The following is a 16,452-nucleotide window of genomic DNA, read 5'->3' on the forward strand; positions in this document are numbered from 1 at the left end:
TGCGCGGGTGACTTCCATACTGCCGCCTCATACCGACAACGGCGGAGACCTCCATGACACCTGATTCAAAGCGGCGCGCCACGCTGCGCACCATCGTCGCAGCGGGCAGCATGCTGCTCGTGGTGAGCGGCAACGCCGGCGCCCAGGCCATCGTCAAGATCGGCTGCGTGTTGCCGCTCAGCGGCGGTTCTGCCGCCCTCGGCAATCAGACCCGGGTCGGTGTGATGGCCGCCGTCGAGCAGATCAACGCAGCCGGAGGCATCAAGGCAATGGGCGGCGCCAAATTGCAGGCGCTGTTTGGCGATTCGCAGTCGAAGGCCGATGTCGGCGTCTCCGAGACCGAACGACTGATACAGCGCGAGAACGTCGCCGTGCTGTGCGGCGCCTTCAATAGCGCCGTGACCTTCCCCGCCACCGAACTGGCCGAGCGCAACAAGACGCCGTGGGTGGTGGTGGGTGCGGTCAAGGACGAGATCACCGAGCGCGGCTTCCGGTATGTCTTTCGGATCAACAACAAGGCGACCTACGATGCCCGCGAGCAACTCGATGCGATGGCCCTGCTGGCCAAGGAAACCGGCAAGTCCGTCCAGCGCCTGGCGCTGTTCTACGAAAGCGGCGATTGGGGCCGCTCGCATGCGGCCAACATCCGCAAGCTCGCGGCCGAACGCAAGATCGGGATCATCCTCGACGAGCCGGCCCCGCCGAACCAGGTCGACTTCACTTCGCAGTTGCTCAAGATCCGCTCGGCCAAGCCCGACGCGCTGATCCTGGCGCTCTACACCCCCGACCACTTGCTGTTCACGCGCCAACTGGCCGAGCAGCGGCTGGACCTGACTTTTGGCGTGCATTCGGCCGGCGGCGGCGCGGAAGATCCGTCGTTCTACGCCGCGATCGATGCGTCGATGACCGCGTACTACTTCGTGCAGGAAGACTGGCAGGTCGACATCCTCGATACCAACCAGGATCCGTTGCTGCTCGACGCCGACCGGCGCGCCCGCGCCCTGCTGGGCTACGGCATGAGCGCCTCCGTGGCACTCGGTCTGGCGGCCACCTACGTGATCGGGGACGCACTCGAGCGCGCCGGCAGCGCCGAGCGCGACAAGCTGCGCGACGCCATCGCCGCCACCGACCTGAGCTCCGGCCCGGCGCTCTTTACCGGGTACCAGCGCATCAAGTTCGACAGCGCCGGGCAAAACACCTTCGCCCATGGCGTGGTCTCGGAGAACCTGGGCGGCAAGCGCCGCGCGATCTGGCCGAGCGAGAACCGCGCCGCCGACACCCGGCCCGTCTGGCCGGTGCCGGCCTGGGCCCGGCGCTGACATCCGGGCTGCGCGCCCGCCCCGTGCCTGCGGGCCGGGGCATGTCCTCCTGCGTCAAGACAAAGGCTGCCCTGTGGATCCCTACATACTGACTTATGCCTGGCTCAACGGCATCCTCGTGGGCGCGATGCTGGGCGGCATTGCGCTCGGCCTGAGCCTGATCTTCGGCGTGCTGCGCATCGTCAACTTCGCCCATGGCTCGTTTCTGATGCTGGCGCTGTACACCGCCTTCTGGCTGCAAAAGCTCGGCGGCATCGATCCGTACCTGAGCGTGCCGATCGCGGCGCCGCTGATGTTCGCGCTCGGCTACTGCGTGCAGTGCATCGTGATCGGCCCGTTGATCCGGCGCGAGCGGGCGCTGGTGGTCGAGCCGATCAGCGCACTGCTGCTGACCGCAGGCGTCTGCATCCTGATCGATAACCTGGCGCTGATGGCCTTTGGCCCGAACGTGCGTTCGACACCGTCGGCGCTGCGGGTGGGCAGTTTCATGCTCGGGCCGTTCCCGGTGAACAGCTTTCGCGTGATCGCCGCAGCGGCGGCCTTGGTTCTGGCAACTGGCGTCTGGCTATGGCTGGCACACACCGACATGGGCCGCGCCATCCGTGCCACGGCGCAGAACCGCGACGCGGCGGCCATGTCGGGCATCGACGTGCCCCTGGTCTACAACGTCACCTTCGGCCTGGGCTGCGCGCTGGTCGGCGTGATGGGCTGCCTGATCGCGCCGTTCATTCCGATCACGCCGCAGGTGGGCCTGACCTTCGGCATCAAGTCCTTCATCGTGGTCGTGCTCGGCGGCATCGGCAGCATCGCCGGCTCGCTGGTGGGCGGCATCGTGATCGGCCTGTTCGAGTCGCTCGCAGCGCAGTTCGTCGCCACGCCGACCGCATCGATCTTCTCGCTCGGCCTGTTCATCCTGATCCTGCTCATGCGGCCGCAGGGCCTGATGGGGGCCGCCAAGTGAACCGCCTGCGCAGGACTCCCGGCTCGCCCTTGTTTGCCGTGGCGGCCTTGCTGCTGGCCTGCCTCGCGCTGCCGCTGGTGCTGCGCGACGAGTTCCTGATCCATTCGCTGATCATGGTGCTGTATTTCGCGTACCTGGCCAGCGCCTGGAACCTGATGTGCGGCTATGTCGGCCAGGTCTCTTTCGGCCACTCGGTGTTCAGCGGTGTGGGCGGCTACTGCTCGGTGCTGCTGCTGACCGGCATCGGCCTGTCGCCCTGGATCGGCATGTTGCTCGGTGGCCTGGCCGCAGCGTCATTGGCGCTGGCGATAGGCTCGTGCACGATGCGCCTGCGCGGGCCCTATTTCGCGCTGACGAGCATCGCCTTCGCCGAGATCATCCGCATCTGGCTGGAGAACACCGACATCGTGTTCGGCATCCACCTGAAGGGGGCCGAGGGGCTTTCGGTGCCGCTACTGGGCACGAGTTGGGCCATGTTCCAGTTCGAGAGCAAGCAGCCTTACTACTACATCATCGTCGGCATGCTGGTGCTGGTGATGACGATCACCTGGCTGATGGAGCGCAGCCGCCTGGGCGTATGCCTGAAGGCGATTCGCGGGGATCGCGATGCGGCCGAGTCGCTGGGCATCGACCCGACACGCTACACCCTGACGGCGCTGGCCCTGAGCGCCTTCATGACGGCGCTGGGCGGCAGCTTTTATGCGCAGTTCATCCGCTTCATCAATCCGGAGCGCAACATGGGCACCGAGCTGTCGATCGATATGGCGCTGATGAGCATCATCGGCGGACAGGGCACGGTGTTCGGTCCGCTGGTCGGCGCGCTGTTTCTCGCGCCGCTGGCCGAGATCACCCGCAGCTACCTGGGCGGGCAGTTCGCCGGGCTGCACCTGGTGCTGTACGGGCTGGTGCTGATCATGGCCGTGCTCTACCTGCCCAAGGGGCTTTTGCATCCGCTGCAGCAATGGGGCCGGCGCCTGCTCGCGCGCCGCGCGCCGGCGCCGCATTCCCCGCAGGCGGTGGTCGGGAGCGCGGCCCGCCCCATGCCCCGTGACCAACGGAGTGCCAAGTGAGCGCCGTCATCCTCGAGGTTGACCAACTGGTCAAGCGCTTCGGTGGCGTGCACGCCGTCAAGCAGTTGAGCTTCGACTTGAGGCGCGGCGAGATCCTCGGGCTGCTCGGGCCGAACGGGGCAGGCAAGACGACCGCGTTCAACATGATCGCGGGTTTCATCCGCCCCGATGCCGGCCGCATCGAACTGCAAGGGCGCGACATCACGGGCAAGCGGCCATGGGAACTGTGCCGCAGCGGTTTGGCGCGCACTTTTCAACTGTCCCGGCCCTTTGGCGGCATGTCGACGCGCGAGAACCTGGTGGTCGGCGCGCTGGTCAAGACCGGCGACCGGCAGCGCGCCCGCGCCAGGGCCGACGAATTGCTGGACTTTCTCGGAATGGGCGCACTGGCCGACACCGACGCCGACGACCTGACGGCCTTCGAGCGCCGCAAGGTCGAGCTCGGGCGCGCGCTGTCGACGGCGCCCAGCCTGCTGCTGATGGACGAGGTCGTGGCCGGCGCCACGCCGCAAGAAGCCATGACGATGGTCGGCCTGATTCGGCGCGTGCGCGAACTCGGCGTGACCGTGCTGATCATCGAGCATGTGATGAAGGTGATCATGGGTCTTTCCGACCGCGTGATCGTCATGCACCTGGGCGCGCTGATTGCCGACGGCCTGCCCGCCGATGTGGTGCGCCAGCCCAACGTGCTCAAAGCCTATTTCGGAGACGGCTATGCCGGTGCCGGCGCTTGAGGTGCGCGACCTGACGGTCGGCTATGGCGACAGGTCCGTGCTGCGCGGGCTTTCGATGAAAGTCGAGCCTGGCCAACTGGTGGCGCTGATCGGGGCCAACGGCGCCGGCAAGACAACGCTGCTGCGCAGCGTCTCGGGACTGCTGCGGCCCGCTGGCGGAACCATCTTGCTCGATGGCGTGCCATTGCAGGGCCAGCCGCCGCATCGCGTGGTCGAGAGCGGCTTCGTGCAATCGCCCGAAGGCAAGCAACTGTTCCCGGGGATGTCGATCCGCGAGAACCTGCTGGTCGGCGCACACAACCGGCGCGCGCGCGCCGGGCGCGAACAGACCATGGCCGAGGTGTTCGCGCTGTTTCCGATCCTGCAGGAGCGGCAAAGGCTGGTCGCTTCGACGCTATCGGGCGGCCAGCAGCAGATGCTCGCGGTCGGTCGTGCGCTGATGGCCAAGCCGCGTGTGCTGGCGCTGGACGAACCCTCGCTGGGGCTGGCTCCGATCATGGTCGAGCGTTTGTTCGAGGCCATACGGCGCATTCGCGACCTGGGCGTGACGGTGCTGGTGATCGAGCAGAACGTCTTGCAGGTGCTGCAGATGGCCGACTACGGCTATGTGCTCGAACGCGGCGTCATTTCGCTGCAGGCAAGCGGGCCGCAATTGCTGGCCAACCCGTGCCTGCGATCGACCTACCTTGGCCTGTAAGGAGCACACCCGCAATGCATGGCACTACCACCCCCATCGCCACCCCGATCGCCACCACCGCCGCCCCGAGCGACCCCGAAATCGACCCCGAGCGCCTGGCCACGTTGCGCGCCACGGCGCTGAACCTGCGACGCCACATGCTCGCGCAGGCGCGCGGCAAGGGGCAGGGCTATCTGGGCCAGGGCCTGGGCATTGCCGACTTTCTGGCGGTGCTGTACTTCGACGAGTTCCAGGCCGCCGACCTCGACTGGCAGCGCCAGGACCGCAAACGCTTTTACCTGTCGACCGGCCACAACTCGATCGCGCTGTGGGCCGCCTTCGCCGAGCGGGGCCTCATCAGCCAGGCCAGCCTGCCGAGCTACGGCGCCGATGGCAGCCCGCTGGAGATGAGCACCATGCAAGGCCGCGTGCCCGGCGTCGAGATGACCGGCGGCTCGCTCGGCCATGGCCTGGGCATCGCCGCCGGCGCAGCGCTGGGCTACCGGCTCGATGGCCACCGCTCGGCCATCCATGTCGAAATCTCCGACGGCGAACTGCAAGAGGGCTCGACCTGGGAAGGCGCCAGCATCGGTGCGGCCTTCGGTCTCGACAACCTGGTCTGCTGGATCGACTGCAACGGCATACAGGCCGACGGCCCCCTGGTGGTGCCGGTCGAACCCGTGGCCGGGCGCTTCGCCGCGTTCGGCTGGGATACGGCAGAGATCGACGGCAACGACCTGCGGCAGTTGCTCGGCGCCTTCGCGTGGACGCATGCGCGCAATGGCAAGCCCAAGGCGGTGGTGCTGCGCACGCGGCCGGGCTGCGGCATCCGGCGCGTCCAGCAGCGCGAGAGCGCGCATTTCGTGCGCGTCGAGCCCGACGAATGGGATGACCTGGCGCGCGAACTGGAGGCCGAGAATGCATAACGCCCAAACCCTGTCGCACCCCCCGGCCCGAACCCTGGCCATGGGCGAATCCGAGGCCGTCGTCGGCCGGCCGACGGTGCGCGCGCCGTTCTCGCTGGGCCTGATGAAGGCCGCCGCAAACCACCCCGAACTGGTGCTGCTCACCGCCGACCTGGGCAAATACACCGACGTTGCCGACTTTCGCGCGCGCTACGGCGAGCGCTTTTTCAACGTCGGCATGGCCGAGCAGGCGCTGGTCGGCGCCGCAGCGGGCCTGTCGAAGGTCGGCAAAGTCGCGTACTGCACGACCTACGGCACCTTCGCCACGCGGCGCGCCTACGACTTCCTGGCCATCGCCTGCGCGCACAGCCACGAGAACGTGAAGATGTTTGCCGGCAACCCGGGCCTGACGACCGGCTACGGCGGCACGCACCAGGCCACCGAAGACCTGGCGCTGATGCGCTCGATCCCGAACATGAGCGTGATCGACCCCTGCGACGCCACCGAAATGGCGCAGATCGCCGAGATGGCGGCAGACCTGCCCGGCACGCTGTACTGCCGGCTGCTGCGCGCCGATGTGGCGCAGGTGTTCGACCCGGCCACGCACCGCTGGCGGCCCGGCACAGGCCATGTGATCGGCAGCAGCGCAGCGGACACCGATGTGGGCCTGGTCAGCACCGGACTGATGACCGGACGCGCCATCGACGCGGCCGGGCACCTGCGCCAGCGCGGCGCGTCGGCCTCGGTGTTCCACAGCGCGAGCCTCAAGCCGTTCGACAGCCAGGGCCTGCTGGCGTTCGCGCAATCGGCCAGGCGGCTGGTGGTACTGGAAAACCATGTGGCCAGCGGCGGCCTGGCCACGCTGGTGATCGAGGCGTTGCAGGAGGCAGGACTGGCGCGCAGGCTGCTCAAGATCGCGCTGCCCGACCAGTTCATCGAATGCGGCTCGCTGGCGTACCTGCAAGAGCGCTACGGCCTGACGACCGAGCGCATCTGCGCGCGCGTCGGGGCCTGGCTGCAATGAGCGCGGCCATGGACATGGCGGCCGGCATGGCGGCCATCCGCGTCTTCGGCGCGGTGCATCGCTACTACCAGGGGCCGGGCGCGCTGGGCCTGGTCGGCCAGGTGGCGGCCAGCCTGGGCCGGCAGCCGCTGCTGGTGGCCGACCAGATCGTCGGCGAGCTGGTGTTCGAGACGGCCTCGGCGGCCTGCCGCCGGCATGGCCTGGAACTGCGCTGGCTGCCGGTGCGCGGCCAGGTCACGCGCGCGGCCGTGCAAACGCTGCTGGCTGCGGCGCGCGCTGGCCCTGCGCCCGATATCGTGCTGGCTGCCGGCGGCGGCAAGGGGGTGGACACCGGCAAGGCGCTGGCGCGCGAACTCGGCGCGCGGCTGCTGGTGCTGCCCACTGCGGCGTCCAACGACGGGCCATGCAGCAAGGCTTTCGTCTACTACGACGATGCGCATTGCATGGAGTCGGTGCAGTTCCTGCCGCGCAATCCCGATGCGGTGCTGGTCGACACGGATGTGCTGGTGCGGGCGCCCCGGGCCCTGCTGGTCTCGGGCATCGGCGATGCGCTGTGCAAGCTGTACGAAGGCGCGCAGGTGCGCGGCTGCGGCGGGCTGAACCTGTTTGGCAGCGCCGGCACCATCGCCGCGCAGCAACTGTCCACCGCCTGCGAGCGGGTGATCCGCGAGGATGCGGCCGAGGGGCTCGACGCGCTGCAAGGCGCCCGGCCGACGCCGGCTTTCGAGCGCCTGACCGAGGCGCTGGTGCTGCTCAGCGGTCTGGCTTTCGAGAACAGCGGGCTGTCGATTGCGCATTCGCTCACGCGCGGCCTGCCGCAAGCGGCGGGCACCGAGACCACGCTGCATGGCCTGCATGTCGGCTACGGGCTGCTGGTGCAATTCGTCCTGGAGGAGCGCAGCGCGGCGTTCATGGCCGGGCAGATCGCATTTCACCGCAGCGTGGGGCTGGCCGTGAACCTGGCCGGCCTGGGCGCGCGCGAGGTCAGCGCCCGGAGCATCGGCCAGATCGCCCGGGCGACGATGCGCTCGCCGCATATCGGGCATTTCCAGCGGCCGCTGTCGGTCGCTGACCTGGAAACCGCGATGCACCGGCTCGAAGCGCTGGCTGCCGCATGAGAAGGCCATCCCGACATGAATTCTCGCGCCGCATCGGCACCGGTGGCCGTCATCACCGGCGGCGGCACGGGCCTGGGCCTGGCCACCGGGCTCGAGCTGCGCGCCCGCGGCCTGCGCGTGATCGCGCTCGGGCTCGATACCGAGCCGGAACTGGAAGGCTCGGGCATCGGGTTCCAGCGCCTGGACATCACCGATGAGGCGGCGCTGGCGCAGGCCAGCGCCGGGTTCGAGCGCGTGGATGTGCTGGTCAACGCGGCGGGGATCATCGCGCACGGCGGCGCGGAGTTTTGCATCGGCGGCTTTCGCAAGGTGGTGGAGGTGAACCTCAACGGCACGCATCTGGCCTGCCTGCTGCTGCGCCCGGCGCTGGCCCGGGCAGGCGGCAGCATTGTGAACGTCGCGTCGATGTGGAGCTATTTCGGCTCGGCGCGCAACCCCGGGTACTCGGCCAGCAAGGGGGCCATCGTGGCGTTGACGCGCGCGCTGGCAGTGGCCTTTGCGGCCGACGGCATTCGTGTCAACGCGGTCGCGCCCGGATGGATACGCACGCGCATGTCGCAGACGGCGTTCGACGACCCGGCGCGCAGCGGCCAGATCGCCGGGCGCATTCCGGCCGGCTGCTGGGGCGAGCCGGTGGACATCGCCAAAGCCGCCGCTTTCCTGGCCTCCGGCGATGCGCGCTACATCACCGGCGTGACCCTGCCGGTCGATGGCGGCTACAGTGCTGCGTGACGGGTACGGGCTTGGCATGAGCGCCGCACGGCCGCCCGAAGGCGCTCATACCGCAGCCGCAGGCGAAGGTACCCCAGTGCGCGCCGCACGGCCGCCCGAAGGCGCTCATACCGCAGCCGCAGGCGAAGGTATCCCAGTGCGCGCCGCACGGCCGCCCGAAGGCGCTCATACCGTAGCCGAAAGCGAAGGTGCTCCAGTGAGCGCGGGCCAGAGACATGCGGCGCGCATCCACGCACATGCGGTACCCATTCACGCTGACGGTGGCATCGGGCCATTGCGCTGCGCGGCGATCGAGGTAGCGCCTCCTGCGTCCGGCGAAGTGCAAATCCGCCCGCATGCGATCGGCATCAACTATCTCGACACTTGCCGCCGCAGCGGCCTGTTCCCGCTGCCGGCGCTGCCCGCAGCGCTTGGCGTGGAAGACGCGGGCGGGGCCGTGGCGTTGGGCAAGACCATCACCAGGCGATCGAGGCTTTCCCGAGCAAGCGCAAACCGAATTTCACCGGGCGCTGGGCAGCGCTGGCCCAAGCCCGCAGGGTTTTCGCTGCGGTGCCGGGATGAACGGGTCGCTGCGATGGCCGCTTTCATTCCATTTCCAAATCGTTCGTGAACACGCAGGCGGAGCGCAGACAGTACGGATGTATGGCAAGCGACGCCGACAAAGTGCACGGGTGATTCAGGAATGGAATCAGATGGGCCGCTACCGTGGGCACCGGAACCGTCAATCCTTCCTGTGACACCAGTTCAGGCGAATCCCATGTGCGCGGGACGCAGAGCGTGCGCCGGGCGCTGCAACTGTTGCGCCGGGTTGCGAAAAGCAATGACCGAGGGGTCCGGCTCGCCCAACTGGTGCGCGATGAGGGACTCGACCGGGCCACCACCTACCGGCTGATGAGTTGCCTGGTCGAAGAACAGTTCGTCGACCGGGACAGCGAGCACCTGTACCGCCTTGGCCCGGAGGCGGTGCTGCTCGGCTCGCTGCTGCCGCAACCCACGCCGTTGCTGCGCCGCTTCGTGCCCGTCATGAAGCGCATCGGGCGCATCGCCGGCGACACCGTCTTCCTGATGATGCGGCAGGGCGATTTCGTTTACTGCGCGCACCGGGAAGAGGGCCACTCCCCGATCAAGATCCTGACCACCAGCATCGGCCAGAGACGCCTGCTCGGCACAGGCACCGGCGGCACGGCGGTGCTGGGCCTGATGGACGAAGCCGAGGTGGCAGGCACCTTTGCCCGCAACTCGACGGCTTACGCCGAACACCGGATCAGCCTGGATCGACTGCAGGCGTTGGGCACGGCAGTGCGCGAGCAGGGCTGCGCGCTGGTCTTCGATTCATTCGGAGAAACCGGCGTCGCCGGGCTGGGTATTGCGTTCCGCATGGGCAAGCACGGCATGGGCGCCATCAGCGTCGCCACGCTGACCGCGCGCTTCGGCTTCGAGCGGCAGCACAGGGTGCGACAGTTGGTCGAGACCGAACTGCGCGGGCTGGGTCTGCACGCATGATCCGATGATGCTGCGCATCGCCTGCGCGCGCCGACGCCGAAAGCGCATCGTGGGCACGCCCGGGCCAGCCGGGGCTCGGCTGGCCGGCATGCGCCATGCGCACGGCTGTGCTGCCAAGAATCATCGGCTGCTTGCGCGCAAGCGCGATGCGGCAACCCGAAGCTCGCCGAGAAATTGGGCCACGGCCTCGGCCTCGGTGAACTCTCCGGTGGCCAGACTGACATTCATCGCCGCAACGGTCTGTCCGTCGCGGTCCCGAACGGGGACCGCAAGACCGCAGATCGACTCGTCGAGTTCCCCGGCGACCCAGGCATATCCTTGCTCGCGCGCGCGCAAGACCTCCCGTCGCAGCGGCGCGGCAGCAACGATGGTGGCGCGGGTCAAGCGCTTGAAGGTCGCGCCGGCCAGGTAGGCGTCAAGTTCTGCGTCTGACAGGCCCGCGAGCAGCACCCGGCCCATGGACACGGCATGGGCGGGCAGCCGGCTGCCCAAAGAGGGGCTCATCGGCAGGATGCGCTTGGCATGCTGGCGCAGCACGTAAACCAGGTCCTCGCCATCCAGAACCGATAGCGCGCAGGACTGATCGATCCGCGCCCGCAACTCCTCCAGCGCCAACTGCGCATCGCGCCAATAGGGCAGGGATGACAGGTACGACAGGCCGATCCTGAGTACCCGTGGCGTCAACCGATAGCGCTTGCCATCGGTGCGCACAAAGCCCATGTCGATGAGTGTGAGGAGAAATCGGCGCACGGCGGTTCGTGGCAATCGGGCCTTCTCGGCGACCTCGGCCAACGACTGCCCACCGTGGGTTTGACCCAAGACCTCGATAACCAGGAGACCCCGGGCGAAGGTGCGCACAAACGATTCACTCTCAGGTGTTGCCACGGCTTTTCTCCTGAACCGGATGACCGCCCATGCGACGGCCGGCAGCTTGACAGCCCAACGGCGTCAGAACCACAATGACCACTTATCGGCCATTGATAACCGCCAGGCGGACATTATCGGTGATGCCCGCAATGTCCATCCATTCAAACCCGGAGCGTCAGATGAGCGGCACCTGCTTTGCAACCGATTTCTGGAAGGACGATGCGCGGCGCAAGACCTGGGAGCAGATCGTTCCCGGCGAGCCACGCGAGACCATCCCCTACACCCTCACGCTCGACGCGATTCAGAAATACTGCCGCGTGGTGGGCGACCTGCACCCGCTTTATTTCGACCAGGCCTATGCCGACAACAGCCGCTACCAAGGCTTGATCGCACCGCCGAGCATCCACATCCTGCTGATGTTTGCCTGCACGCCAGCGCACGACTGGATGCGCAGCCCGGGCACCGTGAATGCGGGCCAGTCATGGAGCTACCACATTCCGGCCCGGCCCGACGACACCATCACCCTGCAAGCGCGGGCTTTGGACAAGTTCATCAAGAAAGACCGGCTCTTCGTGGTGCACGACAACGTCTTCTTCAACCAGCATGGCCAAGTGATCTGCGCCGGCCGTGGCTGGACCATCCGCCCATTTTGAGGATCGAGGCCATGCGCCAGACCAACACCCGCTTTGATATCGGCCACCAAGTGAGCGGAACACCCTTTTCGCCCACGCGCGCATCGATTCGTCAGTTCTGCGAGGCCTCGCTCGACTTCAACCCCCTTCACCTGGACGATGAATACATGCAGCGTGATTTCGGCAAGACCCACTTCGGCTCCATCATCATGCACGGCATGAACAACTTCGGCGTGATCACGAAAATGCTCACGGACTGGCTGTATGCGCATGGCGGCATACAGCGGCGGCTTGAAACCCGTTGGAAGCTGCCCGTCAAGCCTGGCGACACCATCAGCCCTGCAGCGGTCGTCACGGGCAGCAAAGACAGCGCCACCGGGCGCTGGCTGACGCTCGATGTGCGGGTACGAAACCAGCGCGGCGAGGTCGTCGCCGTTGGCCAGGCGATGGTCGAATTCCCACGGCCCGAGGATGGCCTGGGCACGCGGGAACAGCGATGAACATGCCCGAACGGATGGGCACGATGGGCACGGGCATCGCGCTCGCCCTGTGCCTGGCGGCGGCCTGCGGCGCCACGGCGAACGCGCAAGACTCCGGCGCGCCGGCCGTCAAGATCGTCGTGCCCTTTCCCCCCGGGGGAACGACCGACATCCTGGCGCGGCAATTGGCATTCGAGTTGCAGCCACGCTGGGGAAAACCGGTGCTGGTGGAAAACCGGGCCGGGGCCAGCGGAACCATCTTCTCGGAGCAACTGGCCCGCATGCCGCCCGACGGGCAGACCCTGATGCTCACCGCGACGCACCATGTGATCAATCCCGGTCTCTACCAACACCTTCCGTACGACACGAAAAAGGACTTCACACCCATTGCGCAGGTGGCGTCGGTACCGAATGTGCTGGTGGTGCATCCGTCGTTTCCGGCCAGGACGGTGCGGGAATTCATCGCCTATGCCAGAGCGAATCCGGGGAAAGTCAGTTACGGCTCGTCCGGCAGCGGGGGCGCCAACCATCTCTCGGGCGAACTGTTCAAGTCGATGGCCGGCATCTACATGGTGCATATCCCGTACAAGGGCGCCGCGCCCGCGCTGAACGACCTGCTCGGTGGGCAAATCCCCGTCATGTTCGATTCGGTGCCAGGTGTTTTGCAGCACATCAGAAGCGGCAAGCTGCGCGCGCTCGCGGTCACCTCGCCCCGGCGCTCGCCCGCACTGCCCCTGGTGCCGACCATCGCCGAGTCGGGCCTGCCGAACTTCGAGGCCACGGCCTGGTTTGGTCTGTATGGCCCGGGCAAGATGGCAGCACCGTTGCGGGACAAGATCGCGGCGCAGGTGCTGGCCGCGTTGCAGAGCCTGTCGTTGCGCGAGCAGCTCGAAAAGCAGGGCGCCGAGCCAGGGTCGATGACACCCGTTGAATTTGCGCAGTTCGTTGCCACGGAACTGGCCAAATGGTCCAAGGTCATCGAGGAGGCGAACCTGAAGATCGAATAGGAACATCGCGGTTCAATTGCGCCGCAGCCTCCCGCGCTGGCACTGGATGATTTGCTGGCCGTCACCCGCGAATCCATTGTCGGCGTTGAAGAGCCAACCACTCATGCAGTCCATGAAAGACTGGCACGCTGCACATCTACATCTGTTCAGAAAGCGTCCTTATGATCGTCCCGGATGCGACAGGTAGCGGCGTGCGGGCCCCGGGCTGGGTGAACATCGGCCATCCGGAACTGACCGGCAAGCGCGCCAAGCAAGATGACTTGAAGCGGGCCATTGGGCAGAAAGTTCAGGAGCGCAACCTGGGCCTGTCGGTCCATGCACGCACCGGTTGGTATTTCCGATGATTACGTTCACTCAAGGCAATCTGCTGGAAGCTCGCGCCGAGGCGCTGGTCAATACCGTCAACACCGTGGGTGTGATGGGCAAGGGCATCGCGTTGATGTTCAAGGAGCGTTTTGCCGAAAACTTCCACCGCTACGCCGCTGCCTGCAAGGTCAAGGAAGTGCGCATCGGCAAGATGTTCGTCACCGAGGTCAGCGAACTGGACGGCCCGCGCTGGATCGTCAATTTCCCGACCAAGCAGCACTGGCGCGGGGATTCGCGCATCGAGTGGATCACCGAAGGGCTGCAAGACCTGCGCCGCTTCCTGATCGAGAACAAGGTCGAATCCATTGCCATTCCGCCCTTGGGAGCGGGCAATGGCGGACTGGACTGGAGCGAGGTGCGCCCGCAGATCGAGGTTGCGCTGGTTGGTCTGGACACCGAAATCCTCGTGTTCGAGCCGACCCGGGAATACCAGAACGTGGCCAAGCGCACCGGCGTCGAGCAGTTGACTCCGGCGCGTGCCCTGATCGCCGAACTGGTGCGCCGCTACTGGGTGCCGGGCATGGAATGCAGCCTGCTGGAAATCCAGAAACTGGCGTGGTTTCTGGACCATGCCATCAAACGCGCCGGGTTGCAGCCGCTGGATTTGCACTTTGTGCCATACAAATACGGTCCCTACGCCGACCGCCTGCGCCACCTGCTGGAAGGGCTGGACGGCAGTTATCTGCATTGCGACAAGCGCATCAGTGATGCCGGCCCGCTGGACGTGATCTGGTTCGACGATGAGCGCAAGACCTTCGTGCAGACCTACCTCAAGAGCGAGGCCAAGGAGTACGTCCCGGCGCTGGAGGACACGGCGGCCTTGATCGACGGCTTCGAATCTCCCTTCGGGATGGAACTGCTGGCCACGGTGGACTGGCTGTTGACGAAGGAAGGCGTCGCCCCGACGGTGCCTGCCGTGCGCGAGGGCCTGCGCCACTGGCGCGGTGGCGGCCCCGACGCGGCGGCGCGCAAGAACAGGCTTTTCGACGACCGCGCACTGGGCATTGCGCTGGAACGATTGGCACCGAGCGCCACGGTGTCCTGATCCCCAAAGTCACGCGGGGGATACCAGGGAAGTCGAGCGGCTCGGTATGCTGTACCCGACAGCCCTCGCCAGCCCGCTGCGCTGCCATTTGATTGACAAAGACGGAATCGAACCGGCGTCCGTCCGCCACCATTCACCCAAAGCCCCACCGAGAACGGTGGGGCTTTGGGTGAATGCGCGCGTATCGCAGAAGCATTGGACAAAGTTGTCCAGCAACGGGGAATGGGGAATGGGGTGAAAAATCTGTGGGCGCAGCCCGACCGCAATCGCGTTGATCAGCCGCGTTCCTGAATGATCCACTCGGCCGCCTTTTCGGCCAGCATCAGCGTGGGCGCATTGGTGTTGCCGCTGGTGATGGTGGGCATGGCGCCGGCGTCGACCACGCGCAGTCCGGCGATGCCGCGCACGCGCAGTTGCGGGTCCAGCACGGCCATCGGGTCGTCGTCGCGGCCCATCTTCGTGGTTCCCGTGGGGTGGAAGATGGTGGTGGCGATGTCACCGGCCAGACGGGCCAGGTCTTCGTCCGTCCGGAACTGCACTCCGGGTTTCCACTCCTGCGGCTGGTACTTGGCCAGCGCGGGCTGGGCCACGATGCGGCGCGTCAGGCGCAGGCTGTCGGCGGCCACCTGGCGGTCTTCGGGGGTGCTCAGGTAGTGCGGCGCAATCGCGGGGGCGGTCTGGAAGTCGGCGCTTTTGATCTGCACCGTGCCACGGCTGCCGGGGTTGAGGTTGCACACGCTGGCCGTGAAGGCCGCAAAGCGGTGCAGCGGCTCGCCAAACGCATCCAGCGACAGCGGCTGCACATGGTATTGCAGGTCGGGATGGGGCTGCTGCGGGTTGCTGCGGGTGAAGGCGCCGAGTTGCGAAGGGGCCATGCTCATCGGGCCGCTGCGCCTGATGGCGTATTCCAACCCGATCCTGGCTTTGCCCCAGAGCGTGCTGGCCATGGTGTTGAGTGTCTGCACGCCTTGCACCTTGAACACTGCGCGGATCTGCAGGTGGTCTTGCAGGTTCGCGCCGACGCCGGGTAGTTCGTGCAGCACATCGATGCCATGCCGGCGCAGCAGCGCTGCCGGGCCGATGCCCGAGAGTTGCAGCAGTTGCGGTGAATTGACTGCGCCGGCGCTCAGGATGACCTCGCCGCTGGCGCGCGCCGTGACCATCTCGCGACCGTCCCAGACCTGCACGCCGGTGCAGCGCTTGCTGCCGTCGGGCTGCCGGTCGATGATGAGCCGGGTGGCCAGGGCGCTGGTCCACATCTCGAAGTGCGGGCGGCCGTAGCAACGGGGGCGCAAAAAGGCTTTGGCGCTGTTCCAGCGCCAGCCGCTTTTCTGGTTCACCTCGAAGTAGCTCACGCCCTCGTTGTTGCCGCTGTTGAAGTCGTCCGTGGCCGGTATGCCGGCCTGCTGCGCCGCCTGGGCAAATGCGTCGAGCAGGTCCCAGCGCAGGCGCTGCCGTTCCACACGCCATTCACCGGTGCTGCCGGTGCTCTTGTTGCCGTGCAGGCGCTTGAATTCTTCCGCCACGCCGGCCGGTGCGTCCAGGCGCCAGTGGTCTTCATGGCGGCGAAAGTACGGCAGGACCTGCTCCCAGCGCCAGCGCGTGTCGCCCGTCAGTGCCGCCCACTGCTCGTAGTCGCGGGCCTGGCCGCGCATGTAGATCATGCCGTTGATGCTGCTGCAGCCGCCCAGTGTCTTGCCGCGCGGGTAGCGCAGGCTGCGGCCGTTCAGGCCCGCTTCGGGCTCGGTGCTGTAGAGCCAGTCGGTGCGCGGGTTGCCGATGCAGTACAGGTAGCCGACGGGGATGTGGATCCAGTGGTAGTCGTCCTTGCTGCCGGCTTCGATCAGCAGCACGCGGTAGCGGCTGTCGGCGCTCAGGCGGTTGCTCAGCAGCGCGCCTGCGGTGCCGCCGCCGATGATGATGGTGTCGAATGTGGTGTCGCTCATGGGGAACCCGCTGCAGGGGTGAAACGGGTGCCATTGTGCGGATGGCGCCGACCCCGTGTCGAGTCTGC

Annotated in this window: 18 protein-coding genes; 16 read left to right on the forward strand and 2 right to left on the reverse strand. The window is 66.9% G+C overall.

Going from position 1 to position 16,452, the window contains the following annotated elements:
* The first annotated feature begins 53 nt into the window (after window positions 1-53).
* From VEIS_RS04380 to VEIS_RS04425, 11 genes are all read left to right on the forward strand, one after another.
* Window positions 54-1,319 carry an ABC transporter substrate-binding protein gene (locus VEIS_RS04380; protein ID WP_011808687.1) on the forward strand — a complete coding sequence of 422 codons (1,266 nt, stop codon included), beginning with the start codon at window positions 54-56 and terminating at the stop codon, window positions 1,317-1,319.
* A gap of 73 nt (window positions 1,320-1,392) precedes the next feature.
* Window positions 1,393-2,280, forward strand: coding sequence for a branched-chain amino acid ABC transporter permease (locus VEIS_RS04385; RefSeq protein WP_011808688.1), 888 nt, complete (start codon window positions 1,393-1,395; stop codon window positions 2,278-2,280).
* On the forward strand, window positions 2,277-3,350 hold the full coding sequence (locus tag VEIS_RS04390; protein ID WP_011808689.1) for a branched-chain amino acid ABC transporter permease: 1,074 nt from the start codon (window positions 2,277-2,279) through the stop codon (window positions 3,348-3,350). The genes VEIS_RS04385 and VEIS_RS04390 overlap by 4 nt, the downstream gene beginning before the upstream one ends.
* Window positions 3,347-4,084 carry an ABC transporter ATP-binding protein gene (locus VEIS_RS04395; protein ID WP_011808690.1) on the forward strand — a complete coding sequence of 246 codons (738 nt, stop codon included), beginning with the start codon at window positions 3,347-3,349 and terminating at the stop codon, window positions 4,082-4,084. The genes VEIS_RS04390 and VEIS_RS04395 overlap by 4 nt, the downstream gene beginning before the upstream one ends.
* Window positions 4,065-4,781, forward strand: coding sequence for an ABC transporter ATP-binding protein (locus tag VEIS_RS04400; RefSeq protein ID WP_011808691.1), 717 nt, complete (start codon window positions 4,065-4,067; stop codon window positions 4,779-4,781). The genes VEIS_RS04395 and VEIS_RS04400 overlap by 20 nt, the downstream gene beginning before the upstream one ends.
* 14 nt (window positions 4,782-4,795) lie before the next feature.
* Entirely contained in the window at window positions 4,796-5,686 is an 891-nt protein-coding gene (locus VEIS_RS04405) for a transketolase (protein WP_011808692.1), read from the forward strand.
* Window positions 5,679-6,689 carry a transketolase family protein gene (locus VEIS_RS04410; RefSeq protein ID WP_011808693.1) on the forward strand — a complete coding sequence of 337 codons (1,011 nt, stop codon included), beginning with the start codon at window positions 5,679-5,681 and terminating at the stop codon, window positions 6,687-6,689. The genes VEIS_RS04405 and VEIS_RS04410 overlap by 8 nt, the downstream gene beginning before the upstream one ends.
* A gap of 8 nt (window positions 6,690-6,697) precedes the next feature.
* Entirely contained in the window at window positions 6,698-7,807 is a 1,110-nt protein-coding gene (locus tag VEIS_RS04415; RefSeq protein ID WP_198137955.1) for an iron-containing alcohol dehydrogenase, read from the forward strand.
* Between the two features lie 15 nt (window positions 7,808-7,822).
* The gene (locus VEIS_RS04420; protein ID WP_011808695.1) at window positions 7,823-8,539 is read left to right on the forward strand and encodes an SDR family NAD(P)-dependent oxidoreductase; all 717 of its coding nucleotides are present in this window, start codon (window positions 7,823-7,825) and stop codon (window positions 8,537-8,539) included.
* Window positions 8,540-8,555: 16 nt separating this feature from the next.
* Entirely contained in the window at window positions 8,556-9,149 is a 594-nt protein-coding gene (locus VEIS_RS30215) for an MDR/zinc-dependent alcohol dehydrogenase-like family protein (RefSeq protein ID WP_011808696.1), read from the forward strand.
* Window positions 9,150-9,244: 95 nt separating this feature from the next.
* Window positions 9,245-10,042, forward strand: a complete 798-nt coding sequence (locus VEIS_RS04425; RefSeq protein ID WP_049773814.1) for an IclR family transcriptional regulator — start codon at window positions 9,245-9,247, stop codon at window positions 10,040-10,042.
* A gap of 120 nt (window positions 10,043-10,162) precedes the next feature.
* Here the strand turns inward: VEIS_RS04425 and VEIS_RS04430 are convergent, their stop codons facing one another.
* Window positions 10,163-10,900, reverse strand: coding sequence for an IclR family transcriptional regulator domain-containing protein (locus VEIS_RS04430; RefSeq protein ID WP_232287844.1), 738 nt, complete (start codon window positions 10,898-10,900; stop codon window positions 10,163-10,165).
* A 188-nt stretch (window positions 10,901-11,088) separates the two neighbouring features.
* Between VEIS_RS04430 and VEIS_RS04435 the strand changes: the two genes are divergently transcribed.
* The 5 genes from VEIS_RS04435 (at window position 11,089) to darG (ending at window position 14,438) form a co-directional block, all read left to right on the forward strand.
* Window positions 11,089-11,562: a MaoC family dehydratase gene (locus tag VEIS_RS04435; RefSeq protein ID WP_041949805.1), complete on the forward strand. Its 474-nt coding sequence runs from the start codon at window positions 11,089-11,091 to the stop codon at window positions 11,560-11,562.
* A gap of 11 nt (window positions 11,563-11,573) precedes the next feature.
* Window positions 11,574-12,041: a MaoC family dehydratase gene (locus VEIS_RS04440; RefSeq protein ID WP_011808700.1), complete on the forward strand. Its 468-nt coding sequence runs from the start codon at window positions 11,574-11,576 to the stop codon at window positions 12,039-12,041.
* Window positions 12,038-13,027 (forward strand): tripartite tricarboxylate transporter substrate binding protein, encoded by a 990-nt coding sequence (locus VEIS_RS04445; RefSeq protein WP_011808701.1) that lies wholly within the window; start codon window positions 12,038-12,040, stop codon window positions 13,025-13,027. The genes VEIS_RS04440 and VEIS_RS04445 overlap by 4 nt, the downstream gene beginning before the upstream one ends.
* A gap of 161 nt (window positions 13,028-13,188) precedes the next feature.
* Window positions 13,189-13,371, forward strand: coding sequence for a hypothetical protein (locus tag VEIS_RS29560; RefSeq protein ID WP_041949806.1), 183 nt, complete (start codon window positions 13,189-13,191; stop codon window positions 13,369-13,371).
* Window positions 13,368-14,438 carry a type II toxin-antitoxin system antitoxin DNA ADP-ribosyl glycohydrolase DarG gene (darG, locus tag VEIS_RS04455; protein ID WP_011808702.1) on the forward strand — a complete coding sequence of 357 codons (1,071 nt, stop codon included), beginning with the start codon at window positions 13,368-13,370 and terminating at the stop codon, window positions 14,436-14,438. Before VEIS_RS29560 ends, darG begins: the two co-directional genes overlap by 4 nt.
* Before the next feature lie 275 nt (window positions 14,439-14,713).
* Here the strand turns inward: darG and VEIS_RS04460 are convergent, their stop codons facing one another.
* On the reverse strand, window positions 14,714-16,384 hold the full coding sequence (locus VEIS_RS04460; RefSeq protein WP_011808703.1) for a GMC family oxidoreductase: 1,671 nt from the start codon (window positions 16,382-16,384) through the stop codon (window positions 14,714-14,716).
* Between the last annotated feature and the right edge of the window lie 68 nt (window positions 16,385-16,452).

Origin of the sequence: Verminephrobacter eiseniae EF01-2, assembly GCF_000015565.1 — a bacterium.
Lineage (GTDB): Bacteria > Pseudomonadota > Gammaproteobacteria > Burkholderiales > Burkholderiaceae_C > Acidovorax > Acidovorax eiseniae.

What these genes read in the sequence shown, in the direction of transcription:
- VEIS_RS04445 (WP_011808701.1), top strand. Translation starts at nt 12,038, where the DNA reads ATGAACATGCCCGAACGGATGGGCACGATGGGCACGGGCATCGCGCTC.
- VEIS_RS30215 (WP_011808696.1), top strand. Translation starts at nt 8,556, where the DNA reads ATGAGCGCCGCACGGCCGCCCGAAGGCGCTCATACCGCAGCCGCAGGC.
- darG (WP_011808702.1), top strand. Translation starts at nt 13,368, where the DNA reads ATGATTACGTTCACTCAAGGCAATCTGCTGGAAGCTCGCGCCGAGGCG.
- VEIS_RS04440 (WP_011808700.1), top strand. Translation starts at nt 11,574, where the DNA reads ATGCGCCAGACCAACACCCGCTTTGATATCGGCCACCAAGTGAGCGGA.
- VEIS_RS04380 (WP_011808687.1), top strand. Translation starts at nt 54, where the DNA reads ATGACACCTGATTCAAAGCGGCGCGCCACGCTGCGCACCATCGTCGCA.
- VEIS_RS29560 (WP_041949806.1), top strand. Translation starts at nt 13,189, where the DNA reads ATGATCGTCCCGGATGCGACAGGTAGCGGCGTGCGGGCCCCGGGCTGG.
- VEIS_RS04400 (WP_011808691.1), top strand. Translation starts at nt 4,065, where the DNA reads ATGCCGGTGCCGGCGCTTGAGGTGCGCGACCTGACGGTCGGCTATGGC.
- VEIS_RS04410 (WP_011808693.1), top strand. Translation starts at nt 5,679, where the DNA reads ATGCATAACGCCCAAACCCTGTCGCACCCCCCGGCCCGAACCCTGGCC.
- VEIS_RS04435 (WP_041949805.1), top strand. Translation starts at nt 11,089, where the DNA reads ATGAGCGGCACCTGCTTTGCAACCGATTTCTGGAAGGACGATGCGCGG.
- VEIS_RS04405 (WP_011808692.1), top strand. Translation starts at nt 4,796, where the DNA reads ATGCATGGCACTACCACCCCCATCGCCACCCCGATCGCCACCACCGCC.
- VEIS_RS04415 (WP_198137955.1), top strand. Translation starts at nt 6,698, where the DNA reads ATGGACATGGCGGCCGGCATGGCGGCCATCCGCGTCTTCGGCGCGGTG.
- VEIS_RS04420 (WP_011808695.1), top strand. Translation starts at nt 7,823, where the DNA reads ATGAATTCTCGCGCCGCATCGGCACCGGTGGCCGTCATCACCGGCGGC.
- VEIS_RS04460 (WP_011808703.1), bottom strand. Translation starts at nt 16,384, where the DNA reads ATGAGCGACACCACATTCGACACCATCATCATCGGCGGCGGCACCGCA.